Genomic DNA, 15,596 nt, shown 5'->3' on the forward strand with positions numbered 1-15,596 from the left:
CGATACCGGTCTTCGACAGGCCCGGCCTCCAAGCGGCACGAACGGAGATAGGAAAGGTTGCCTCCAATGCAGACGATCACTTTCGACATTGACGCGGATGGCATTGCCACCCTGACGATCGATGTTCCCGATCAGTCGATGAACGTCATCGGCCCGGAATTCCTAGCCGATCTGGAAGAGGCGATCACGCGCATCTCCTCTGAAGAGGCGATCAAGGGCGCCGTCATCGCATCCGGCAAGGACAGCGGCTTCATGGCGGGCATGGACCTGAAATATTTCGGGTCCATGCTGGTCAGCGAAAGCGGCAGACGCCCCTCTCCCGCTGAAATCTTCGACAAGGTCTTTGTCCTGAACCAGTTGTTCCGACGGCTGGAGACATGCGGCAAGCCGGTAGCCTGCGCCATTGAGGGCACATGCGTCGGCGGCGGGTTCGAACTGGCGCTCGCCTGCCATCGCCGTGTCGTGGGCGACAGTCCCAGGACGCAGCTTGGATTGCCGGAAATCCTGATCGGCCTGTTCCCGGGTGGTGGCGGGTCGCAGCGCTTGCCGCGCATCATGGGCGTGCAGGCGTCGCTGATGTACATGTTGCAGGGCAAGCTGTTCCGCCCGGCTGACGCCGCGATGATGAAGGTCGTCGATCAGGTCGTGCCGCAGGGCACGGCGGTGCAGGCCGCGCGCGAATGGGTGAAGGCCAATCCCAGCGCCTCGGTTCAGCCATGGGACGTCAAGGGATTCAAATTCCCCGGCGGCGCGGGCGGGTTCAATCCGGCCTTCGTGCAGACCATGGCGGGTGCCCTGCCGATGACGCTCAAGCAGACGCAGCGTAACATGAACGCGCCGATCGCGCTGCTCTCCGCCGTCTATGAAGGGGCCTTCCTGCCAATCGATCGGGCGATCCGGGTCGAAAGCAAATATTTCGCCAAGGTCGCCGCCGATCCGCAGGCGGCGAACATGATCCGCAGCCTGTTCGTCAACAAGCAGGCGTCCGAGCGTGGCGCGCGGCGCCCGAAGGACCAGCCCAAGGCGCCGACGAGGAAACTCGCCATGCTGGGCGCGGGCATGATGGGTGCAGGGATAGCCACCGTTGCCGCGCAGGCGGGCATCGAGGTCGTGCTGTTCGACCGTGATCAGGCCTTTGCGGAAAAGGGCAAGGCGCATGTCGAGGATGTGCTGAAGAAGCGCCTGGGCAAGGGCATGACGCCGGAAAAGATGGCGGAGACGCTGGCCCGCGTGACGCCCACGACAGACTATTCCGCGCTCGCGGGAGCGGACTTTGTGATTGAGGCGGTGTTCGAGGATGTCGCGATCAAGGCTGAAGTGACCAAGAAGGTCGAGGAGGTGCTGGGCGCGGATACGATCTTCGGCTCCAACACTTCCACCCTGCCGATCACCAGGCTGGCGAAGGCATGGTCGAAGCCGGAGAATTTCATCGGCATCCACTTCTTCTCACCGGTCGAGAAGATGCCGCTGGTGGAGATCATCCTTGGCAAGGAAACCGGGCCTGCCGCCATCGCCAAGGCGCTCGACTTCGTCGCCCAGATCAAGAAGACGCCGATTGTCGTCAATGACTCGCGCGGCTTCTACACCTCGCGCTGCTTCGGCACCTATGTGCAGGAAGGCGTGGAGATGGTGGCCGAGGGGATCAACCCCGCGCTGATCGAAAATGCCGGGCGGCAACTGGGCATGCCGGTGGGGCCGCTCGCGGTGGGGGACGAGGTTTCCATCGAGCTGGGCCACAAGATCGTGGTCGCCGCGCGGAAGGAACTGGGCGATGCCTATGTCGCGCAGCCGTCCGACGCAGTGATGGCGCGCATGGTCGAGCTCGGCCGACTGGGGCGGAAAAGCGCCAAGGGCTGGTATGACTATCCCGAAGGGCAGAAGAAGCATCTCTGGGCCGGTCTGGAGGATATGTTCCCCCGCGCCGCCGTGCAGCCCGATGTGGAGGCGGTGAAGGAGCGCCTGCTCTATCGCCAGCTGATCGAATGTGCGCGCTGCTTTGAGGAAGGCGTGCTGGAAACGCCGGAGGATGGTGATATCGGCGCGATCTTCGGCTGGGGCTTCGCGCCCTATACCGGCGGGCCATTCAGCCATATGGACACGGTCGGCATCGGCCATGTCGTGGCCGTTCTGGAGCGGCTGGCCGCCACGCATGGCGACCGCTTCGCGCCGACCGCGCAGTTGCTGGACATGGCGGCAAGCGGCGCGACCTTCTATCGCCCCGCTTCATCTCGCGCCGCAGCGTGAATGGGCTGTAAATCGTTGCCCCACTAGTTTAGGTCTTCCCGGATATCTCCGGGGAGACCTTATTTTTATGAGCGAAATGCCGACGGTTCTGGTCACGGGCGGAGCGGGCTATATCGGTAGCCATGCCGTATTGGCGCTGCGGGACGCTGGCTATGGCGTGGTCGTGATCGACAATCTGGTGACGGGATTCCGCTGGGCGGTGCCCGACGATGTGACCTTCGTCGAGGGCGACATTTCCGACCAGCCGCTGGTCCGGCAGACGCTGCGGGACCATGGCATAAAGGCGGTGATGCACTTTGCCGGATCGGTGGTGGTGCCTGAATCGGTCGAGAACCCGCTCAAATATTATCATAACAACAGCGCCAAGACCCGCGACCTGATCGAGAGCGTGGTCGCGGTGGGCGTGCCGCATTTCATCTTTTCCTCGACAGCGGCGACCTATGGCATTCCGGAAGAAAGCCCCGTCAAGGAAAGCACGCCGCAGCGACCGATCAACCCCTATGGCATGTCGAAGCTGATGACCGAATATATGCTGCGCGACGTCAGCGCGGCGCATGCGATGAACTTCTGCGCCCTGCGCTATTTCAATGTGGCCGGGGCCGATCCCGAAGGGCGCACCGGGCAATCGACCGCGGGGGCAACGCATCTGATCAAGGTGGCGGTCGAGGCCGCGCTGGGCAAGCGCAGCCATGTTTCGGTGTTCGGAACGGACTTTGATACACCCGACGGGACCGGCGTGCGCGACTATATCCATGTCACCGATCTGGCGGCGGCGCATGTCCTGGCATTGGAGGCGTTGATGGCCAGACCGGAGCAGAATTACCTGCTCAACTGCGGCTATGGGCGCGGCTTCTCGGTGCTGGAGGTGCTGGACGCGGTCGACCGGGTGACGAACCTCAAGATCGACCGGCGGATGGAAGGACGCCGGGCGGGCGACCCGGATGCGCTGATCTCCGACAATCGGGCGATCATGGCCGAGTTTCCCTGGACGCCCCGGTTCGCCGATCTCGACCAGATCGTCACCCACGCCCTCGCCTGGGAGCGCAAGCTGACCGAGATTCGCGGCGAGTGAACGCCAAGTTCTGCCTGCGCCTTCCTTTCCACCGAGATTGAACAACATGCCTACCGAACATCTTTTCATTGAAGGCGCGCTGGCTGCAACGGACATGGCGCGACGGATCGTCACGATTCTGGACGATGCCATAGCCAGGCGGGGCGTTGCGACCATCGCGCTGTCAGGCGGACGATCGCCCCGGCCCGTGCTGGAGGCACTTTCCGACACGACCCTGGATTGGGGCAAGGTGATCGTGACGCTGGTCGACGAACGCTGGGTCGCTCCTGACCATGCGGACAGCAATGAGCGGTTGATCCGCGAAACGCTGTTGCGGGGAAAGGCTGCGGCGGCGCGTGTCGTGCCGATGAAGAACAATGCGGCGGACGCCTATGCGGGACAGGCGGAATGCGCGGCCGCCTTTGCAAGCTTGCCCTGGCCGCTCGACATCGTACTGCTGGGCATGGGTGAGGATGGGCATACCGCTTCCTTGTTTCCCGATGCGAAGGAACTGGCGGAGGGGCTTTCCACCGACGCCCTGACGCTGGCGGTCACGCCGCCCGATGCCCCGCACCAGCGGATGTCGTTAAGCGCAAGAGCCATTCTCGCCAGCCGACATATCTTCCTCCAGATTGGCGGGCCGGCAAAGAGGGCGGTCTATGACCGGGCGCTGGCGGGCGGCCCCGTCGAGGAACTGCCGATCAGGCTCGCGCTATGCCAGCATGCCGTTTCGGTGGAGGTTTGGATTTCGGCCTGACATTCAGTCGCGCGGCTTGTGCCGGGAGATGAGATAACGCCAGACGCCGACGAGGTTGATCAGGAGCAGCGCTATATTCTGAAAGCCTATGCCTTCGCTGTCCTCCGAGAGAAAGCCCCAGCCGATCAGGGCGATGGAGGACGTCACGAACAGGACGAACGCCCAGCCCGTGACGCGGCGACCAAGATTGAGGGAGACGATGAAGGCGGCAATGGTGGCGGCGCCTGCGCCATAATATTGTAGCGCATCGAGCATGGTTTCATTCATCCATCGCCAACGCAACAATTGTGACAAGGTTGCCGAGCGGATAAGAGGCAGCGCATGATTGCCCAGGTCGACCCTTTCCACGCCATCGCCATCAGCCGCGAAGCCCACAGGCTGGAGGCCGAAGGGCGATCCATCCTGCACATGGAGTTCGGGCAGCCTTCCACGGGTGCGCCCTCGGCTGCCATTGCGGCAGCCCATGCCGTGCTCGACACCGATCCCATGGGCTATTGGGAAAGCCCGGCGCTGAAGGAGCGGATCGCACGGCACTATCGCGAATATTATGGCGTGGCGGTGGAAGCGGAACAGATCCTGCTGACGTGCGGAGCGTCGCCGGGGCTGGTGCTGGCGCTGACCAGCCTGTTCGCGCCCGGTGCGCGGGTCGCGACGGCCCGGCCCGGCTATGTCGCGTATCGCAACACGTTGAAGGCGCTCTACCTGGAGCCGCTGGAGATCGACTGCGGATCCGCCGAACGATATCAGATCAGCGCAGCGGCGCTGGAGGCGCTGGATTCGGGGGTGGACGGAACGATTATCGCCAGCCCTGCCAATCCCACCGGGACCATCATTCCTGCCGATGAAATGGCACGGATAGCCGAGATTTGCCGGGCGCGCGCTATTCGCATCATTTCGGACGAGATCTACCATGGGCTGAACTATGGCGAACCTGCACGCTCGATGCTGGAGTTCACGCCGGATGCGGTCATCGTGAACAGTTTTTCCAAATATTTTTCCATGGCCGGGTGGCGGCTGGGCTGGGTGGTCTTTCCTCCCGATCTGATAGAAACAGCGCGGGCGCGCATGGGAAATCTGTTCCTGACGCCCCCTTCCCTGGCCCAGCATGCCGGATTGAAGGCCTTTGACTGCATCGATGAACTGGAGGTGCATGTCGCGACCTACCGACGCAATCGCGAATTGCTGCTCGCTGCCCTGCCCGCCCTGGGACTGAAGGAGATCGCTCCCCCGGACGGCGCCTTCTACATTTATGCGGATGTCGGCCATCTCACGAACGACAGCCTGTCCTTCTGCCAGAAACTGCTGCACGAAACCGGGGTGGCGACGGCGCCGGGAATCGATTTCGACCCGGTCGACGGGCACCGGCACATCCGTTTCAGCTTCGCGGTATCCACAGACCGGGTCGAGGATGCCATCACCCGGATGATCCCCTGGTTCAGGGAACAGGGCGCAGCAAGGGATTGACCTGCCCGGTCAAGGCAGAAAATCAGCCAGCCATGACGAAGGCAACCTGCATCGGGCCGGCAGCCGGATGCCAGGATCCGAAAAAGATGGTGCGGGCGGTCGGAATCGAACCGACACTCCTTTCGGAACCGGATTTTGAGTCCGGCGCGTCTACCAGTTTCACCACGCCCGCATGCCCTTCAACCGCGTTCCGCGAGAAAGATGATCCATCTTCCTCGAAAACGCCAAGGGTGGAGCGCCAATGGCAAAATCGGCGGCCAGCGTCCAGCCAAAAAACACTCCCTCCATCCTCTCGCGGTTGCGAGATGACCCTTGCCGGGATAGCCTGCTTGCGTAACGAGGGCGGCCAAGTGTAAGGGCGCTTTCGTGCAGACCTGAAACACTAACGGAAAAGGGAAGACCTTTGACCGAACCGTCTGCCACATTCCTGTTGTTCGGAGCCACGGGCGACCTGGCGCACAGGATGATCTTCCCGTCGCTGTACAATCTGCTGGCCGACGCCCTGCTGCCGGAGGATTTCCTGATCATCGCGTCGGGCCGGTCAGAACTGACCGATGACCAGTTTCGCGACGATATCGACAAGGCGCTGCGGAAATTCCTTGCCGCTGACCGCTATGATGCGGAAGTCGCGAAGCAGTTGCGCGACATCATCGTCTATCAACCGGTGGAGGCGGGCAATGGCGCCCAGTTCAAGGCGTTGGCAGAGCGGCTCGACGGGCGGCTGGACAAGGGCCTGTCCGTTTATCTCTCGACGCCCCCGTCTCTCTTCGCGCCGACCGCCCTGGGACTGGCCGAAGCAGGCCTGATAACCCCCCGCACGCGAATCGCCATGGAAAAGCCGATCGGCAAGGATCTGGCATCATCCAAGCAAGTGAATGACGGCATCGGCGCCCTGTTCGCCGAGGAACAGATTTTCCGCGTCGACCACTATCTGGGCAAGGAAACGGTCCAGAACCTGCTCGCCTTGCGCTTCGGCAATGTGATGTTCGAACCGCTGTGGAACGCCACGGCCATCGACCATGTGCAGATTACCGTGGGTGAGACGGTGGGGCTGGAAGGCCGGGTTTCCTATTATGACGGCGTGGGCGCTTTGCGCGACATGGTGCAGAACCACGTCCTCCAGATCCTGTCGATCATCGCTATGGAACCGCCGGCGCGTATGGACCCCACGGCCGTGCGCGACGAAAAGGTGAAGGCGTTGCGTTCGCTCCGCCCCATGACCGCCGAGACGGTCAAGACCCATAGCGTGCGCGGCCAGTATACGCCGGGCGCGGTCGGCGGGCAGATCGTCACCGGCTATGCTGACGAATTGGGCAAGCCGTCCGACACGGAAACCTTCGTCGCGCTGAAGGCCTATATCGACAATTGGCGCTGGCAGGGCGTCCCCTTCTACCTGCGCACGGGCAAGCGCATGCCGACGCGCCAGTCGGAAATATTGATCCAGTTCAAGCCGGTGCGCCATTCCATTTTCGGGCGCAACGGCGGAACCGGCCTGGAACCGAACACGCTCATCATCCGCCTGCAGCCAGAGGAATATATCCGCCTGCTGATCATGAGCAAAAGACCGGGGCTGGAGCGCGACGTGCATCTGGAGGAGGTGACGCTGGACGTGTCGCTGACCGCCGCCTTTGCCGGGCAACGCCGCCGCATCGCCTATGAGCGGCTGATCCTGGACCTGTTGGTCGGCGACGCGACGCTGTTCGTGCGCCGGGACGAGGTCGAGGCGCAATGGACGTGGATCGATTCGATCATCGACGGGTGGAAGGAAGCGGGCGTGAAGCCCTCCCCGTATTCTTCCGGGAACTGGGGGCCATCCTCAGCCATTGCCCTAATCGAACGAGACGGAGCAAGTTGGAATGACTGATCTTCATCCGGTGATCGCCAAGGTCACCGAACGCATCACGCAGCGCAGCGCAGCATCGCGCCGGAAATATCTGGACCTGATCGAGCGCGGCCGTGACGCGGGCACCAATCGTGACCAACTATCCTGTGGAAACCTGGCGCACGGCTTTGCCGCAAGCGGCGAAGACAAGGCTGTCATCCGCACGGGCGGAGCGATGAACATCGGAATAGTCACCGCCTATAACGACATGCTCTCCGCGCATCAGCCCTATGGCCGCTACCCCGAGCAGATCAAGCTGGCGGCGCGGGAGGTCGGCTGCACCGCGCAGGTCGCAGGCGGCGTTCCGGCCATGTGCGACGGTGTGACGCAGGGGCAGGCAGGCATGGACCTGTCGCTCTTTTCCCGCGACACCATCGCGCTGGGAACCGCCATCGCCCTGTCCCATGCGATGTTCGAAGGCGCGCTGCTTCTGGGCATCTGCGACAAGATCGTGCCGGGCCTGCTGATCGGCGCGCTCCGCTTCGGGCACCTGCCGACCATTCTGGTTCCGGCGGGGCCGATGCCTTCCGGCCTCGCCAACAAGGAGAAAGTGCGCATCCGCCAGCTCTATGCCGAGGGCAAGGTCGGCAAGGAGGAATTGCTGGAATCCGAAAGCGCCAGCTATCATGGCGCGGGCACCTGCACCTTTTACGGTACGGCGAACAGTAACCAGATGATGATGGAGATGATGGGACTGCACATGCCCGCCGCATCCTTCATCCATCCGGGTACTAAGTTGCGACAGGAGCTGACGCGGGCGGCGGTGCATCAATTGTCGCGCATCGGTTGGACCAAGGAGGGACAGTCCAATGATGATTATCGACCATTGGGACACTGCGTCGACGAAAAGGCGATCGTCAACGCGATCATCGGCCTGATGGCTACCGGCGGATCGACCAATCACGCGATCCACCTGCCGGCCATCGCAAGGGCTGCGGGCATTGTCATCGACTGGACGGATTTCGCGGAGATTTCCGACGTCGTGCCGCTGCTGGCGCGGGTTTATCCCAACGGATCGGGCGATGTGAACAATTTCCATGCGGCGGGCGGCATCAGCTATGTGATCCGCGAACTGCTCGACAACGGACTGCTGCACGGCGACATCCTGACCGTAGCGCGGCAAGGCCTGGCGGATTACGGCAAGGAGCCGGTGCTGGAGAATGAAGCGCTGGTCTGGAAGGATGTGCCGGAATCGCGGGACCTGTCGATCCTCCGGCCGGTGTCCGATGCGTTCAATCCGGACGGCGGCATGCGGCTGCTGGCCGGCAATCTGGGGCGCTGCGTCATGAAGGTGAGCGCGGTCGACAAGGAGCGCTGGACCATCGAGGCTCCGGCGGCCGTCTTCCACGATCAGGACGATGTGCTGCGCGCCTTCAAGGCAGGTGAGTTGGAACGCGATGTGATCGTTGTAGTGCGGTTCCAGGGGCCAAGGGCAAACGGCATGCCGGAATTGCACAAGCTGACCCCTGCGCTGGGCGTGTTGCAGGATCGGGGTTTCCGCGTCGCCCTGGTGACGGACGGGCGCATGTCAGGCGCTTCGGGCAAGGTGCCCGCGGCGATCCATTTGTCGCCGGAGGCCTTGGGCGGTGGCCCCATCGCCAAACTGCGCGACGGCGATCTGGTGCGAGTCTGTGCCGAGAACGGCCAGATCGAGGCGCTGGTCGACACGGCCGAATGGGACAGTCGCGAAATGCCGACACCTCCCCCCGCCCCCTATGACACCGGCCGCGAATTGTTCGCGCTGTTCCGCCACCACAGCGATCTTGCCGAAGCGGGCGCATCGCCCATACTGGCAGCCATGGAAACCGAAGTTTAAACTGAATTATTCCCGTTCACCCGGAGCCTGTCGAAGGGCTGCTCATTTTCTTGAAGAGAAATGCAGGGCGCTGACATGTTCAGCCCGAACGGGAGGAGAGTGATATGACCGACATCATCGCCGCCGACATTGGCGGCACCAACGCCCGTTTCGCCCGCGCGCGGCTCGATGCCCGCAATGTGCCCACATTGGGAAAGGTGCGCAAATATAAGGTAGCCGACTATCCGAGCCTCCAGGCCTGCTGGGCGGCCTTCGTCAAGGACGAGGGCGGCAATCTGCCAAGCTCCGCTTCCATAGCCTTCGCGACCGCGATCGGGCGCGAGGTCATCAAGCTCACCAACAGCGCATGGGTCATCCGGCCCGATACGCTGGACGAGGAACTGGGCCTCCGGCATTTGCGGCTGGTCAACGATTTCGAGGCGGTCGCCCACGCCGTGGCGCGCCTGCCCAAGGAAAATCTGCCGCTGCTGTTCGGCGAAGACAGGCCCTTTCCACGCGATGGCGGAGTGACGATCCTTGGCCCCGGCACCGGGCTGGGCGTGGCGATGATCGCCTTTGACGATGGCGAGCCGCATGTCATCGCGACGGAGGGCGGACATCTGGACTTCGCCCCGCTCGACCCGCTGGAGGAAAAGATCCTCGCCTATCTGCGCGACAAGTTCCTGCGCGTATCGACCGAACGTATCGTGTCGGGACCGGGTCTCAACAACATCTACAAGGCGATGGCGACCATCGGCCACGACCGGGTCGTTCTGATGGAGGATGCCGAGCTGTGGCAGGCCGCCATTGAGGGAACCGACGAATTCGCGCGCAGGGCGCTGGAACGGTTCTGCATGTCCTACGGCTCGGTCGCGGGCGACCTGGCGCTGGCGCAGGGACCGCATACGGTGGTGCTGGCGGGTGGACTGACCCAGCGAATGAAGGACATATTGCCGCAATCCAGTTTCCATCAGCGCTTCACTGCCAAGGGGCGATTTGAAAGCCTGATGAAGTCGGTGCCGATCCGCCTCGCCCTGCATGACGAAATCGGGCTGTACGGTGCGGCTGCAGCCTTTCGGGAGAAGAAATAATGGCCTTGAGCGTTGAACAGGTGATGGAACTGGCGCCGGTGATCCCGGTGCTGGTGGTCGACCGGGTCGAGGATGCCCTGCCTATCGCACGGGCGCTGGTGAAGGGCGGACTGCCCGCGCTGGAAGTGACGCTGCGAACGCCAGCGGCGCTGGACGTGATTCGTGAAATGGCGCAGGTCGAGGGTGCCGTCGTCGGTGCGGGCACTGTCCTCAATCCGGCGCAACTGGATGAAGCAATGGAGGCGGGCGCGCGCTTCATCGTCAGCCCCGGCCTGACCGAACCCCTCGGGAAGGCGGCCATCGCGGCGGGCATTCCGTTCCTGCCCGGCACGGCGACGGCAGGCGATATCATGCGCGGCATGGACATGGGCTTGTCGCACTTCAAATTCTTTCCCGCGGAAACATCGGGCGGTTTGCCGGCCCTCAAGGCGCTGGCGGCGCCGCTGCATCAGGCGCGCTTCTGCCCGACCGGCGGCATCACGGCGGAAAGCGCGCCCAAATGGCTGGCAGAGCCCTTCATCAAATGCGTGGGCGGAAGCTGGGTCGTGCCCAAGGGGCCGGTCGATCCGGCGAAGATCGAGGCGCTTGCGCGGGAAGCCGCCGCCCTGCCTCGCTAAGCTTGCCTCCCGGCACGGCTCATCCTAGATGCGAAGCATGAATCTGCGTCGGCTGCTTCCATCCCTGGCACTGTTTCTCTCTGGTTGCGCCAGCAGCTTCCAGGGCTACCCCTCGCTCGCCAAGCGCGCCATAGAGGATGCGCCCATTGCTGAGGCGGCGGCGCAGCCCTCCCCGGTCGCGCCTGAACCGGAGCTTGTCCAGAGTGTCGACCGGCTGACCGCGCAGGCGCAGGCGGGCGGCACCGCATTCGACAAGGCCTGGCCAGCAGCGGACAAGGCAGCGCGGGCTGCTTCGGGATCGGCGGTTTCCAGCGAGGCCTGGGTGGCGGCACAGACCGCGCTCAGCGCATTGGAATCGGCGCGTAACGACAGCGTTTCGGCGCTTGCCAGCCTGGACGTGCTCTATGTCGAGCGCAGCAATGCGGCGGCGGAAGGGAAGGTCAGCGGCGGCATCGAAACGATCGATGCTGCGCGCGCATCGGCGCTGGCGATTGTCGACAGTCAGAATGACCGGCTCGATGCGCTCAAGGGGCGACTGGCTCAGCCGTAAATGCGCAAGGCAGGCCCGCCTCCGCGGCAGGCGCGCCTCATTCCCCCGAGAACGCTGCCTTCACCGCGCCCTTATGCGCCTTGCCATTATGCACATAATGTTCGACCCCTTCACGCATGTCGATCAGCACTTCGTCGGACAGGTCGCGCATATATTTGGCCGGGCGGCCGGCCCAAAGCTGGCGGTGAGGCACCGTCTTGCCCGGCGAGAGCAGCGCGCCCGCCGCGAGCATGGCGTCGCTCTCCACCGTACCGCCGCTCATGACGATGGCGCCCAGCCCCACAAAGGCGCGGTCCTTCAGTACGCAACCATGAACCATCGCCATATGGCCGATCAGCACATCCTCCCCGATGATCGTCGGCCAACCCTCGGACGGCCGCCCGTCGATATGATCGCCGGGGCTGTCGCAATGCACGACCGAACCGTCCTGGATATTGGTGCGGGCGCCGATATGGACGAAGTTCACATCCGCCCGGATCACGCAATTATACCAGATGCTGACGTCCGGGCCGATCTCCACGTCTCCGATGATCCGGCATCCCGGCGCGATGAAGGCGCTGGGGTGGATCCTGGGCGCCTTGCCGTTGAAGGGGATGATCGAAACTTCGGGATGTTCATGGCGGGGATGATCGGCCATGTCAGGCTCCCAGCAGCCGCGCCGCGTGGAGCGCATGATAGGTCAGGACGCCTGAGCAGCCGGCACGCTTGAACGCCAGCAAGGTTTCCAGCACCAGCGCATCGCGGTCCCCCGCCCCCACGGCGGCGGCGGCCTCCAGCATCGCATATTCACCCGACACCTGATAGGCGAAGACCGGCACTTCGAACCGATCCTTCACCTGGCGGATGATGTCCAGATAGGGCAGGCCCGGCTTCACCATCACGCTGTCGGCGCCTTCCGCAATGTCCAGCGCAACCTCGCGCAGCGCTTCCGCACTGTTGGCGGGGTCCATCTGGTAGGTCTTCTTGTTGCCCTTCAGCAGCCCGCCGGAGCCCACCGCATCGCGAAACGGACCGTAGAAGGCGCTCGCATATTTGGCGGCATAGGCCATGATCTGCACATTGGCGTGGCCTTCCTCCTCCAGAGCCTCGCGGATGGCGCCGACGCGGCCGTCCATCATGTCGCTGGGCGCGATGATGTCCGCGCCTGCCGCGGCCTGGTTCAGCGCCTGGCCGATCAGCACGTCGATGGTGGCGTCATTGACGACATAGCCCGCTTCGTCCAGCAGCCCGTCCTGCCCGTGCGCGGTATAGGGGTCGAGGGCCACGTCAGTAAGGACGCCGATGTCGGGCACCGCATCCTTTATGGCGCGAATGGCACGACACATCAGATTATCGGGATTGAGCGCCTCCTCCCCATCGTCGCTGCGACGCTCCGGCTGCGTATTGGGGAAAAGCGCGAGGCAGGGAATGCCCGCCGCCTGCGCGTCTCTCGCGCGCTCGACCATCAGGTCCACCGACCAGCGCGAAACGCCGGGAAGCGACCCGATCGGTTCCTCCACCCCCTGTCCCTCGGTGACGAACAGGGGCCAGATGAAGTCGCTGGGCGTCAGGCGGTTCTCGGCGTGCATTGCCCGGCTCCAGGCGGAGGCACGGGTGCGGCGCAGGCGAAGCGCCGGATAGGAGGCATGGGTCATGGCCCGGTGTTTAGGCCCCTGCCCTCCTCGGATCAAGCAGCAGCGCTCTATTTGCCGAAGCGGCGGAAGAAGCTGTCTTCGTTCCAGGCCGGTCGCCGATCAGCATTGGCGATACGCAGCGCGACGGCGGCGACATAATCGTTGAGCCTGGCCGCTTCGGCCGGCATCACCGGCTGGTTCGCATCGTCCCTGGGCGAATGGTAGATATTGGCGCGCCATGCCCGTTCGACCACCGCCTCGGGCGTGCCCGCCTTGAACCCATATTTGAAGAACAGCGCGGGGATACCCATCCGGATGAAGCTATATTGGTCGGAGCGGACGAAGACGTTCCGATCAGGGAAGGGATCGGGCGTGATTGGCAGGTTCATTGCCATGCTCACCGCTTCGGCGTCCTTGCCCAGACTGCTCTGGTCATAGCCGATCGGGGTCACGCTGGTGAGCGGGAAGATCGGCAGCGCCATGTCGAAATTCAGGTCAGCCACCATCGCCCTTTGCCGCACTGTCGGACGCCGCACGAAATAGCTGGAGCCGAGCAGGCCCTTCTCCTCGGCAGTGACGATCGCGAAAAGGATGGATCGGCGCGGCTTCACCTTCCCGCCGGCCAGCGTCCGCGCGATTTCCAGCAGGCTTGCCACGCCAGATGCATTGTCGAGCGCGCCATTGTAGATCGCATCCCCGTTGATCGGCGTGCCGATGCCATATCCGTCGAGATGGGCGGAAAGGACGACATATTCCTTTTTGAGCCGCGGGTCTGCGCCGGGCATGACCGCCAGGATATTGGGCGAGGAGAGATCCGTTCGCTTCGCCGCCACCCTGGCATCCAGATGCAGCGCAAGCGGGAAGGCCGGGACCGGACCGGAACTGTCGGCAGCCGCAGCGATCTGATCGAAATCATGGCCCGAACCGGCAAAGAGCATAGCGGATTTCGCCGGGTCGAGCTGAGCGACGAGGAAGGGCGTCACGGTCTCCCGCAAAGCCGCGTCGCGGAAATACAGGGCCGGTTGGCTGGCCAGCGCCACGCGCCTGTCCCAGGGAATCTCGACCTGCCTGGGCGTCACAAGCTGGACCAGCCCCAGCGCGCCCTGCTTTGCCAACCATGCCGCCCGCTCCGAACGCGCATGGGACTTGAGCGCACCGGAGATGCCGACCGGGCCGCCCGATATGACCACCACGATCTTGCCTTTGAGGTCCAGGCCCGCAAAATCATCATGCCCCACCTCCGGCAGGTGCAGGCCATAGCCGGCGAAGACCAGAGGCGCAGTCACGGTTTCCGGGACCGGGCCGCCTCCTCCGGAAAAAATGATGTCAGCCGGCACCGACAGCGCAGTCTCTCCACCTGCTCCCTTCAGCGAAGCGTGGCTCTCCTTCGACAGGATCACCTGCTCGGTAAAGGCAATGGGCTGTTTGTAACCGTGGGTTCCCGCAGGCTTCAGCCCCAGCGCCCGAAGCCGACCGATCACATAGTCGGCCGCCCTGTCATAGCCCGGCCTGCCAGTGCCCCGCCCCTCAAAGCCATCGTCGGCGAGGGTGCGGACATGGTTCCACCAGGCCTGGCCCCGATCATCCGGCGCGGCAACGCCCGCAGTGCTGATCAAACCCAGCAGAAGAACGGAAATCCACTTGCGCATCAGCCACATGCCCCTTTTCGAAACCCGGACGATCTTGCCTGATCCGGTGCGACGAACAAGGGGCTTGGAACCGCTACGGCCCGTCCCTATCAGAATCACCGCAAAGATTGGGAGATCGTCATGCCGCTGTCTCGCTTGCTGCTCCTGTCAGGCGCCATGATGGCATGGACCGCTCCGGCCATGGCCGCCACGCGCGGCTTCACCATCACCAGCTTTGACGCCATCCGCGTCGATGCACCGGTTGAGGTGGTGATCACGACTGGCGCGGGCGCTTCGGCCCGGGCGGAGGGCGATCAGGGAGTGTTGGACCGGCTGAAGGTGGACGTGTCCGGCCGCCTGCTCTCCGTCACCATGGAGCGGCCCCGGCCGGGCGAAAAATCCGGCGGGCGCGCGGTGTTGCGCCTATCGACGGGAGATCTCGGCCGCGTGGTGCTGACCGGCGGCGGATCGGTGTCGGTCAGCCGGATGAAAGGGCTGCGCGGGGAGATCGTGCTGGGCGGTAATGGGGACATCAGCGTCGCGGCGGTGGATCTTGATCAACTCAGCCTGGGCGTGGCCGGAGCCGGCCGGGCGACCCTCTCCGGTCGGACCGGCGTCGCGTCCATCCGGGTCACCGGTCCCGGAGCGGTGATGGCGGAAGGCCTGCGGGTCCGCCAGGCCACTGTGGCGAATGACGGCCCGGGAAATGTGGCGCTAACGGCGGAGGTATCGGCCAAGGTTTCGGCATCCGGATCAGGCGACGTGACGGTGGCCGGCAAAGCGGCCTGCAGCGTCGACAATCGCGGAACGGGCCGGATCAGTTGCGGCGGGGAGGCCTATTAGGCTTCATGAACTCCGGAACGTCCAGGAAATAGCCAAGGTTAGGCAAGTCTTTACCTCAGAT

Annotated in this window: 14 protein-coding genes and 1 tRNA gene; 10 read left to right on the forward strand and 5 right to left on the reverse strand. The window is 63.8% G+C overall.

Annotation, left to right across the window (positions count from 1 at the left end; all coding sequences use genetic code 11):
* Window positions 1-66 precede the first annotated feature (66 nt).
* The 3 genes from MRBLSP13_RS12670 to pgl all read left to right on the forward strand — a co-directional run bounded on the left by MRBLSP13_RS12670 (window position 67) and on the right by pgl (window position 4,052).
* Window positions 67-2,244: a 3-hydroxyacyl-CoA dehydrogenase NAD-binding domain-containing protein gene (locus MRBLSP13_RS12670; RefSeq protein WP_363754753.1), complete on the forward strand. Its 2,178-nt coding sequence runs from the start codon at window positions 67-69 to the stop codon at window positions 2,242-2,244.
* A gap of 67 nt (window positions 2,245-2,311) precedes the next feature.
* A complete protein-coding gene (gene galE / locus MRBLSP13_RS12675; protein WP_363754755.1) occupies window positions 2,312-3,316 on the forward strand; it encodes a UDP-glucose 4-epimerase GalE in 1,005 nt (334 codons plus the stop codon).
* Between the two features lie 46 nt (window positions 3,317-3,362).
* Window positions 3,363-4,052 carry a 6-phosphogluconolactonase gene (pgl, locus tag MRBLSP13_RS12680; RefSeq protein WP_363754757.1) on the forward strand — a complete coding sequence of 230 codons (690 nt, stop codon included), beginning with the start codon at window positions 3,363-3,365 and terminating at the stop codon, window positions 4,050-4,052.
* A gap of 3 nt (window positions 4,053-4,055) precedes the next feature.
* Here the strand turns inward: pgl and MRBLSP13_RS12685 are convergent, their stop codons facing one another.
* Window positions 4,056-4,319, reverse strand: coding sequence for a hypothetical protein (locus tag MRBLSP13_RS12685; RefSeq protein WP_133652184.1), 264 nt, complete (start codon window positions 4,317-4,319; stop codon window positions 4,056-4,058).
* Between the two features lie 54 nt (window positions 4,320-4,373).
* On the opposite strand from MRBLSP13_RS12685, the gene MRBLSP13_RS12690 reads away from it, so the two are divergent.
* Window positions 4,374-5,516 (forward strand): aminotransferase class I/II-fold pyridoxal phosphate-dependent enzyme, encoded by a 1,143-nt coding sequence (locus MRBLSP13_RS12690; RefSeq protein WP_363754759.1) that lies wholly within the window; start codon window positions 4,374-4,376, stop codon window positions 5,514-5,516.
* 87 nt (window positions 5,517-5,603) lie between these two features.
* Here MRBLSP13_RS12690 and MRBLSP13_RS12695 read toward each other — a convergent pair.
* Window positions 5,604-5,688 (reverse strand) — tRNA-Leu (locus MRBLSP13_RS12695).
* A 231-nt stretch (window positions 5,689-5,919) separates the two neighbouring features.
* On the opposite strand from MRBLSP13_RS12695, the gene zwf reads away from it, so the two are divergent.
* From zwf to MRBLSP13_RS12720, 5 genes are all read left to right on the forward strand, one after another.
* Window positions 5,920-7,380, forward strand: coding sequence for a glucose-6-phosphate dehydrogenase (gene zwf, locus MRBLSP13_RS12700; protein WP_363754761.1), 1,461 nt, complete (start codon window positions 5,920-5,922; stop codon window positions 7,378-7,380).
* On the forward strand, window positions 7,373-9,214 hold the full coding sequence (gene edd, locus MRBLSP13_RS12705; RefSeq protein WP_363754763.1) for a phosphogluconate dehydratase: 1,842 nt from the start codon (window positions 7,373-7,375) through the stop codon (window positions 9,212-9,214). The genes zwf and edd overlap by 8 nt, the downstream gene beginning before the upstream one ends.
* 104 nt (window positions 9,215-9,318) lie before the next feature.
* Window positions 9,319-10,284, forward strand: coding sequence for a glucokinase (gene glk / locus MRBLSP13_RS12710; RefSeq protein WP_363754765.1), 966 nt, complete (start codon window positions 9,319-9,321; stop codon window positions 10,282-10,284).
* A complete protein-coding gene (eda, locus tag MRBLSP13_RS12715) occupies window positions 10,284-10,901 on the forward strand; it encodes a bifunctional 4-hydroxy-2-oxoglutarate aldolase/2-dehydro-3-deoxy-phosphogluconate aldolase (protein ID WP_363754767.1) in 618 nt (205 codons plus the stop codon). The genes glk and eda overlap by 1 nt, the downstream gene beginning before the upstream one ends.
* A gap of 37 nt (window positions 10,902-10,938) precedes the next feature.
* A complete protein-coding gene (locus MRBLSP13_RS12720; RefSeq protein ID WP_363754769.1) occupies window positions 10,939-11,451 on the forward strand; it encodes a hypothetical protein in 513 nt (170 codons plus the stop codon).
* 37 nt (window positions 11,452-11,488) lie between these two features.
* Here the strand turns inward: MRBLSP13_RS12720 and MRBLSP13_RS12725 are convergent, their stop codons facing one another.
* Genes MRBLSP13_RS12725 through MRBLSP13_RS12735 form a run of 3 tightly spaced genes read right to left on the reverse strand, consistent with a single transcriptional unit; the run spans window position 11,489 to window position 14,713 of the window.
* Window positions 11,489-12,088: a gamma carbonic anhydrase family protein gene (locus tag MRBLSP13_RS12725; protein ID WP_363734616.1), complete on the reverse strand. Its 600-nt coding sequence runs from the start codon at window positions 12,086-12,088 to the stop codon at window positions 11,489-11,491.
* Between the two features lies 1 nt (window position 12,089).
* The gene (gene hemB / locus MRBLSP13_RS12730) at window positions 12,090-13,085 is read right to left on the reverse strand and encodes a porphobilinogen synthase (protein ID WP_363734615.1); all 996 of its coding nucleotides are present in this window, start codon (window positions 13,083-13,085) and stop codon (window positions 12,090-12,092) included.
* A 47-nt stretch (window positions 13,086-13,132) separates the two neighbouring features.
* Window positions 13,133-14,713: a M28 family metallopeptidase gene (locus MRBLSP13_RS12735; RefSeq protein ID WP_363754771.1), complete on the reverse strand. Its 1,581-nt coding sequence runs from the start codon at window positions 14,711-14,713 to the stop codon at window positions 13,133-13,135.
* Window positions 14,714-14,833: 120 nt separating this feature from the next.
* On the opposite strand from MRBLSP13_RS12735, the gene MRBLSP13_RS12740 reads away from it, so the two are divergent.
* Window positions 14,834-15,535 carry a head GIN domain-containing protein gene (locus MRBLSP13_RS12740; protein ID WP_363754773.1) on the forward strand — a complete coding sequence of 234 codons (702 nt, stop codon included), beginning with the start codon at window positions 14,834-14,836 and terminating at the stop codon, window positions 15,533-15,535.
* The last annotated feature ends 61 nt before the right edge of the window (window positions 15,536-15,596 follow it).

Origin of the sequence: Sphingobium sp. LSP13-1-1.1 (assembly GCF_040676415.1) — a bacterium.
GTDB lineage: Bacteria > Pseudomonadota > Alphaproteobacteria > Sphingomonadales > Sphingomonadaceae > Sphingobium.

Bases quoted from the DNA above. Each gene is read 5' to 3' on its own strand.
- galE (WP_363754755.1), top strand. From the start codon at position 2,312: ATGAGCGAAATGCCGACGGTTCTGGTCACGGGCGGAGCGGGCTATATC.
- MRBLSP13_RS12725 (WP_363734616.1), bottom strand. From the start codon at position 12,088: ATGGCCGATCATCCCCGCCATGAACATCCCGAAGTTTCGATCATCCCC.
- MRBLSP13_RS12735 (WP_363754771.1), bottom strand. From the start codon at position 14,713: ATGCGCAAGTGGATTTCCGTTCTTCTGCTGGGTTTGATCAGCACTGCG.
- MRBLSP13_RS12685 (WP_133652184.1), bottom strand. From the start codon at position 4,319: ATGAATGAAACCATGCTCGATGCGCTACAATATTATGGCGCAGGCGCC.
- hemB (WP_363734615.1), bottom strand. From the start codon at position 13,085: ATGACCCATGCCTCCTATCCGGCGCTTCGCCTGCGCCGCACCCGTGCC.
- edd (WP_363754763.1), top strand. From the start codon at position 7,373: ATGACTGATCTTCATCCGGTGATCGCCAAGGTCACCGAACGCATCACG.
- MRBLSP13_RS12720 (WP_363754769.1), top strand. From the start codon at position 10,939: ATGAATCTGCGTCGGCTGCTTCCATCCCTGGCACTGTTTCTCTCTGGT.
- MRBLSP13_RS12740 (WP_363754773.1), top strand. From the start codon at position 14,834: ATGCCGCTGTCTCGCTTGCTGCTCCTGTCAGGCGCCATGATGGCATGG.
- glk (WP_363754765.1), top strand. From the start codon at position 9,319: ATGACCGACATCATCGCCGCCGACATTGGCGGCACCAACGCCCGTTTC.
- pgl (WP_363754757.1), top strand. From the start codon at position 3,363: ATGCCTACCGAACATCTTTTCATTGAAGGCGCGCTGGCTGCAACGGAC.
- eda (WP_363754767.1), top strand. From the start codon at position 10,284: ATGGCCTTGAGCGTTGAACAGGTGATGGAACTGGCGCCGGTGATCCCG.
- MRBLSP13_RS12690 (WP_363754759.1), top strand. From the start codon at position 4,374: ATGATTGCCCAGGTCGACCCTTTCCACGCCATCGCCATCAGCCGCGAA.
- MRBLSP13_RS12670 (WP_363754753.1), top strand. From the start codon at position 67: ATGCAGACGATCACTTTCGACATTGACGCGGATGGCATTGCCACCCTG.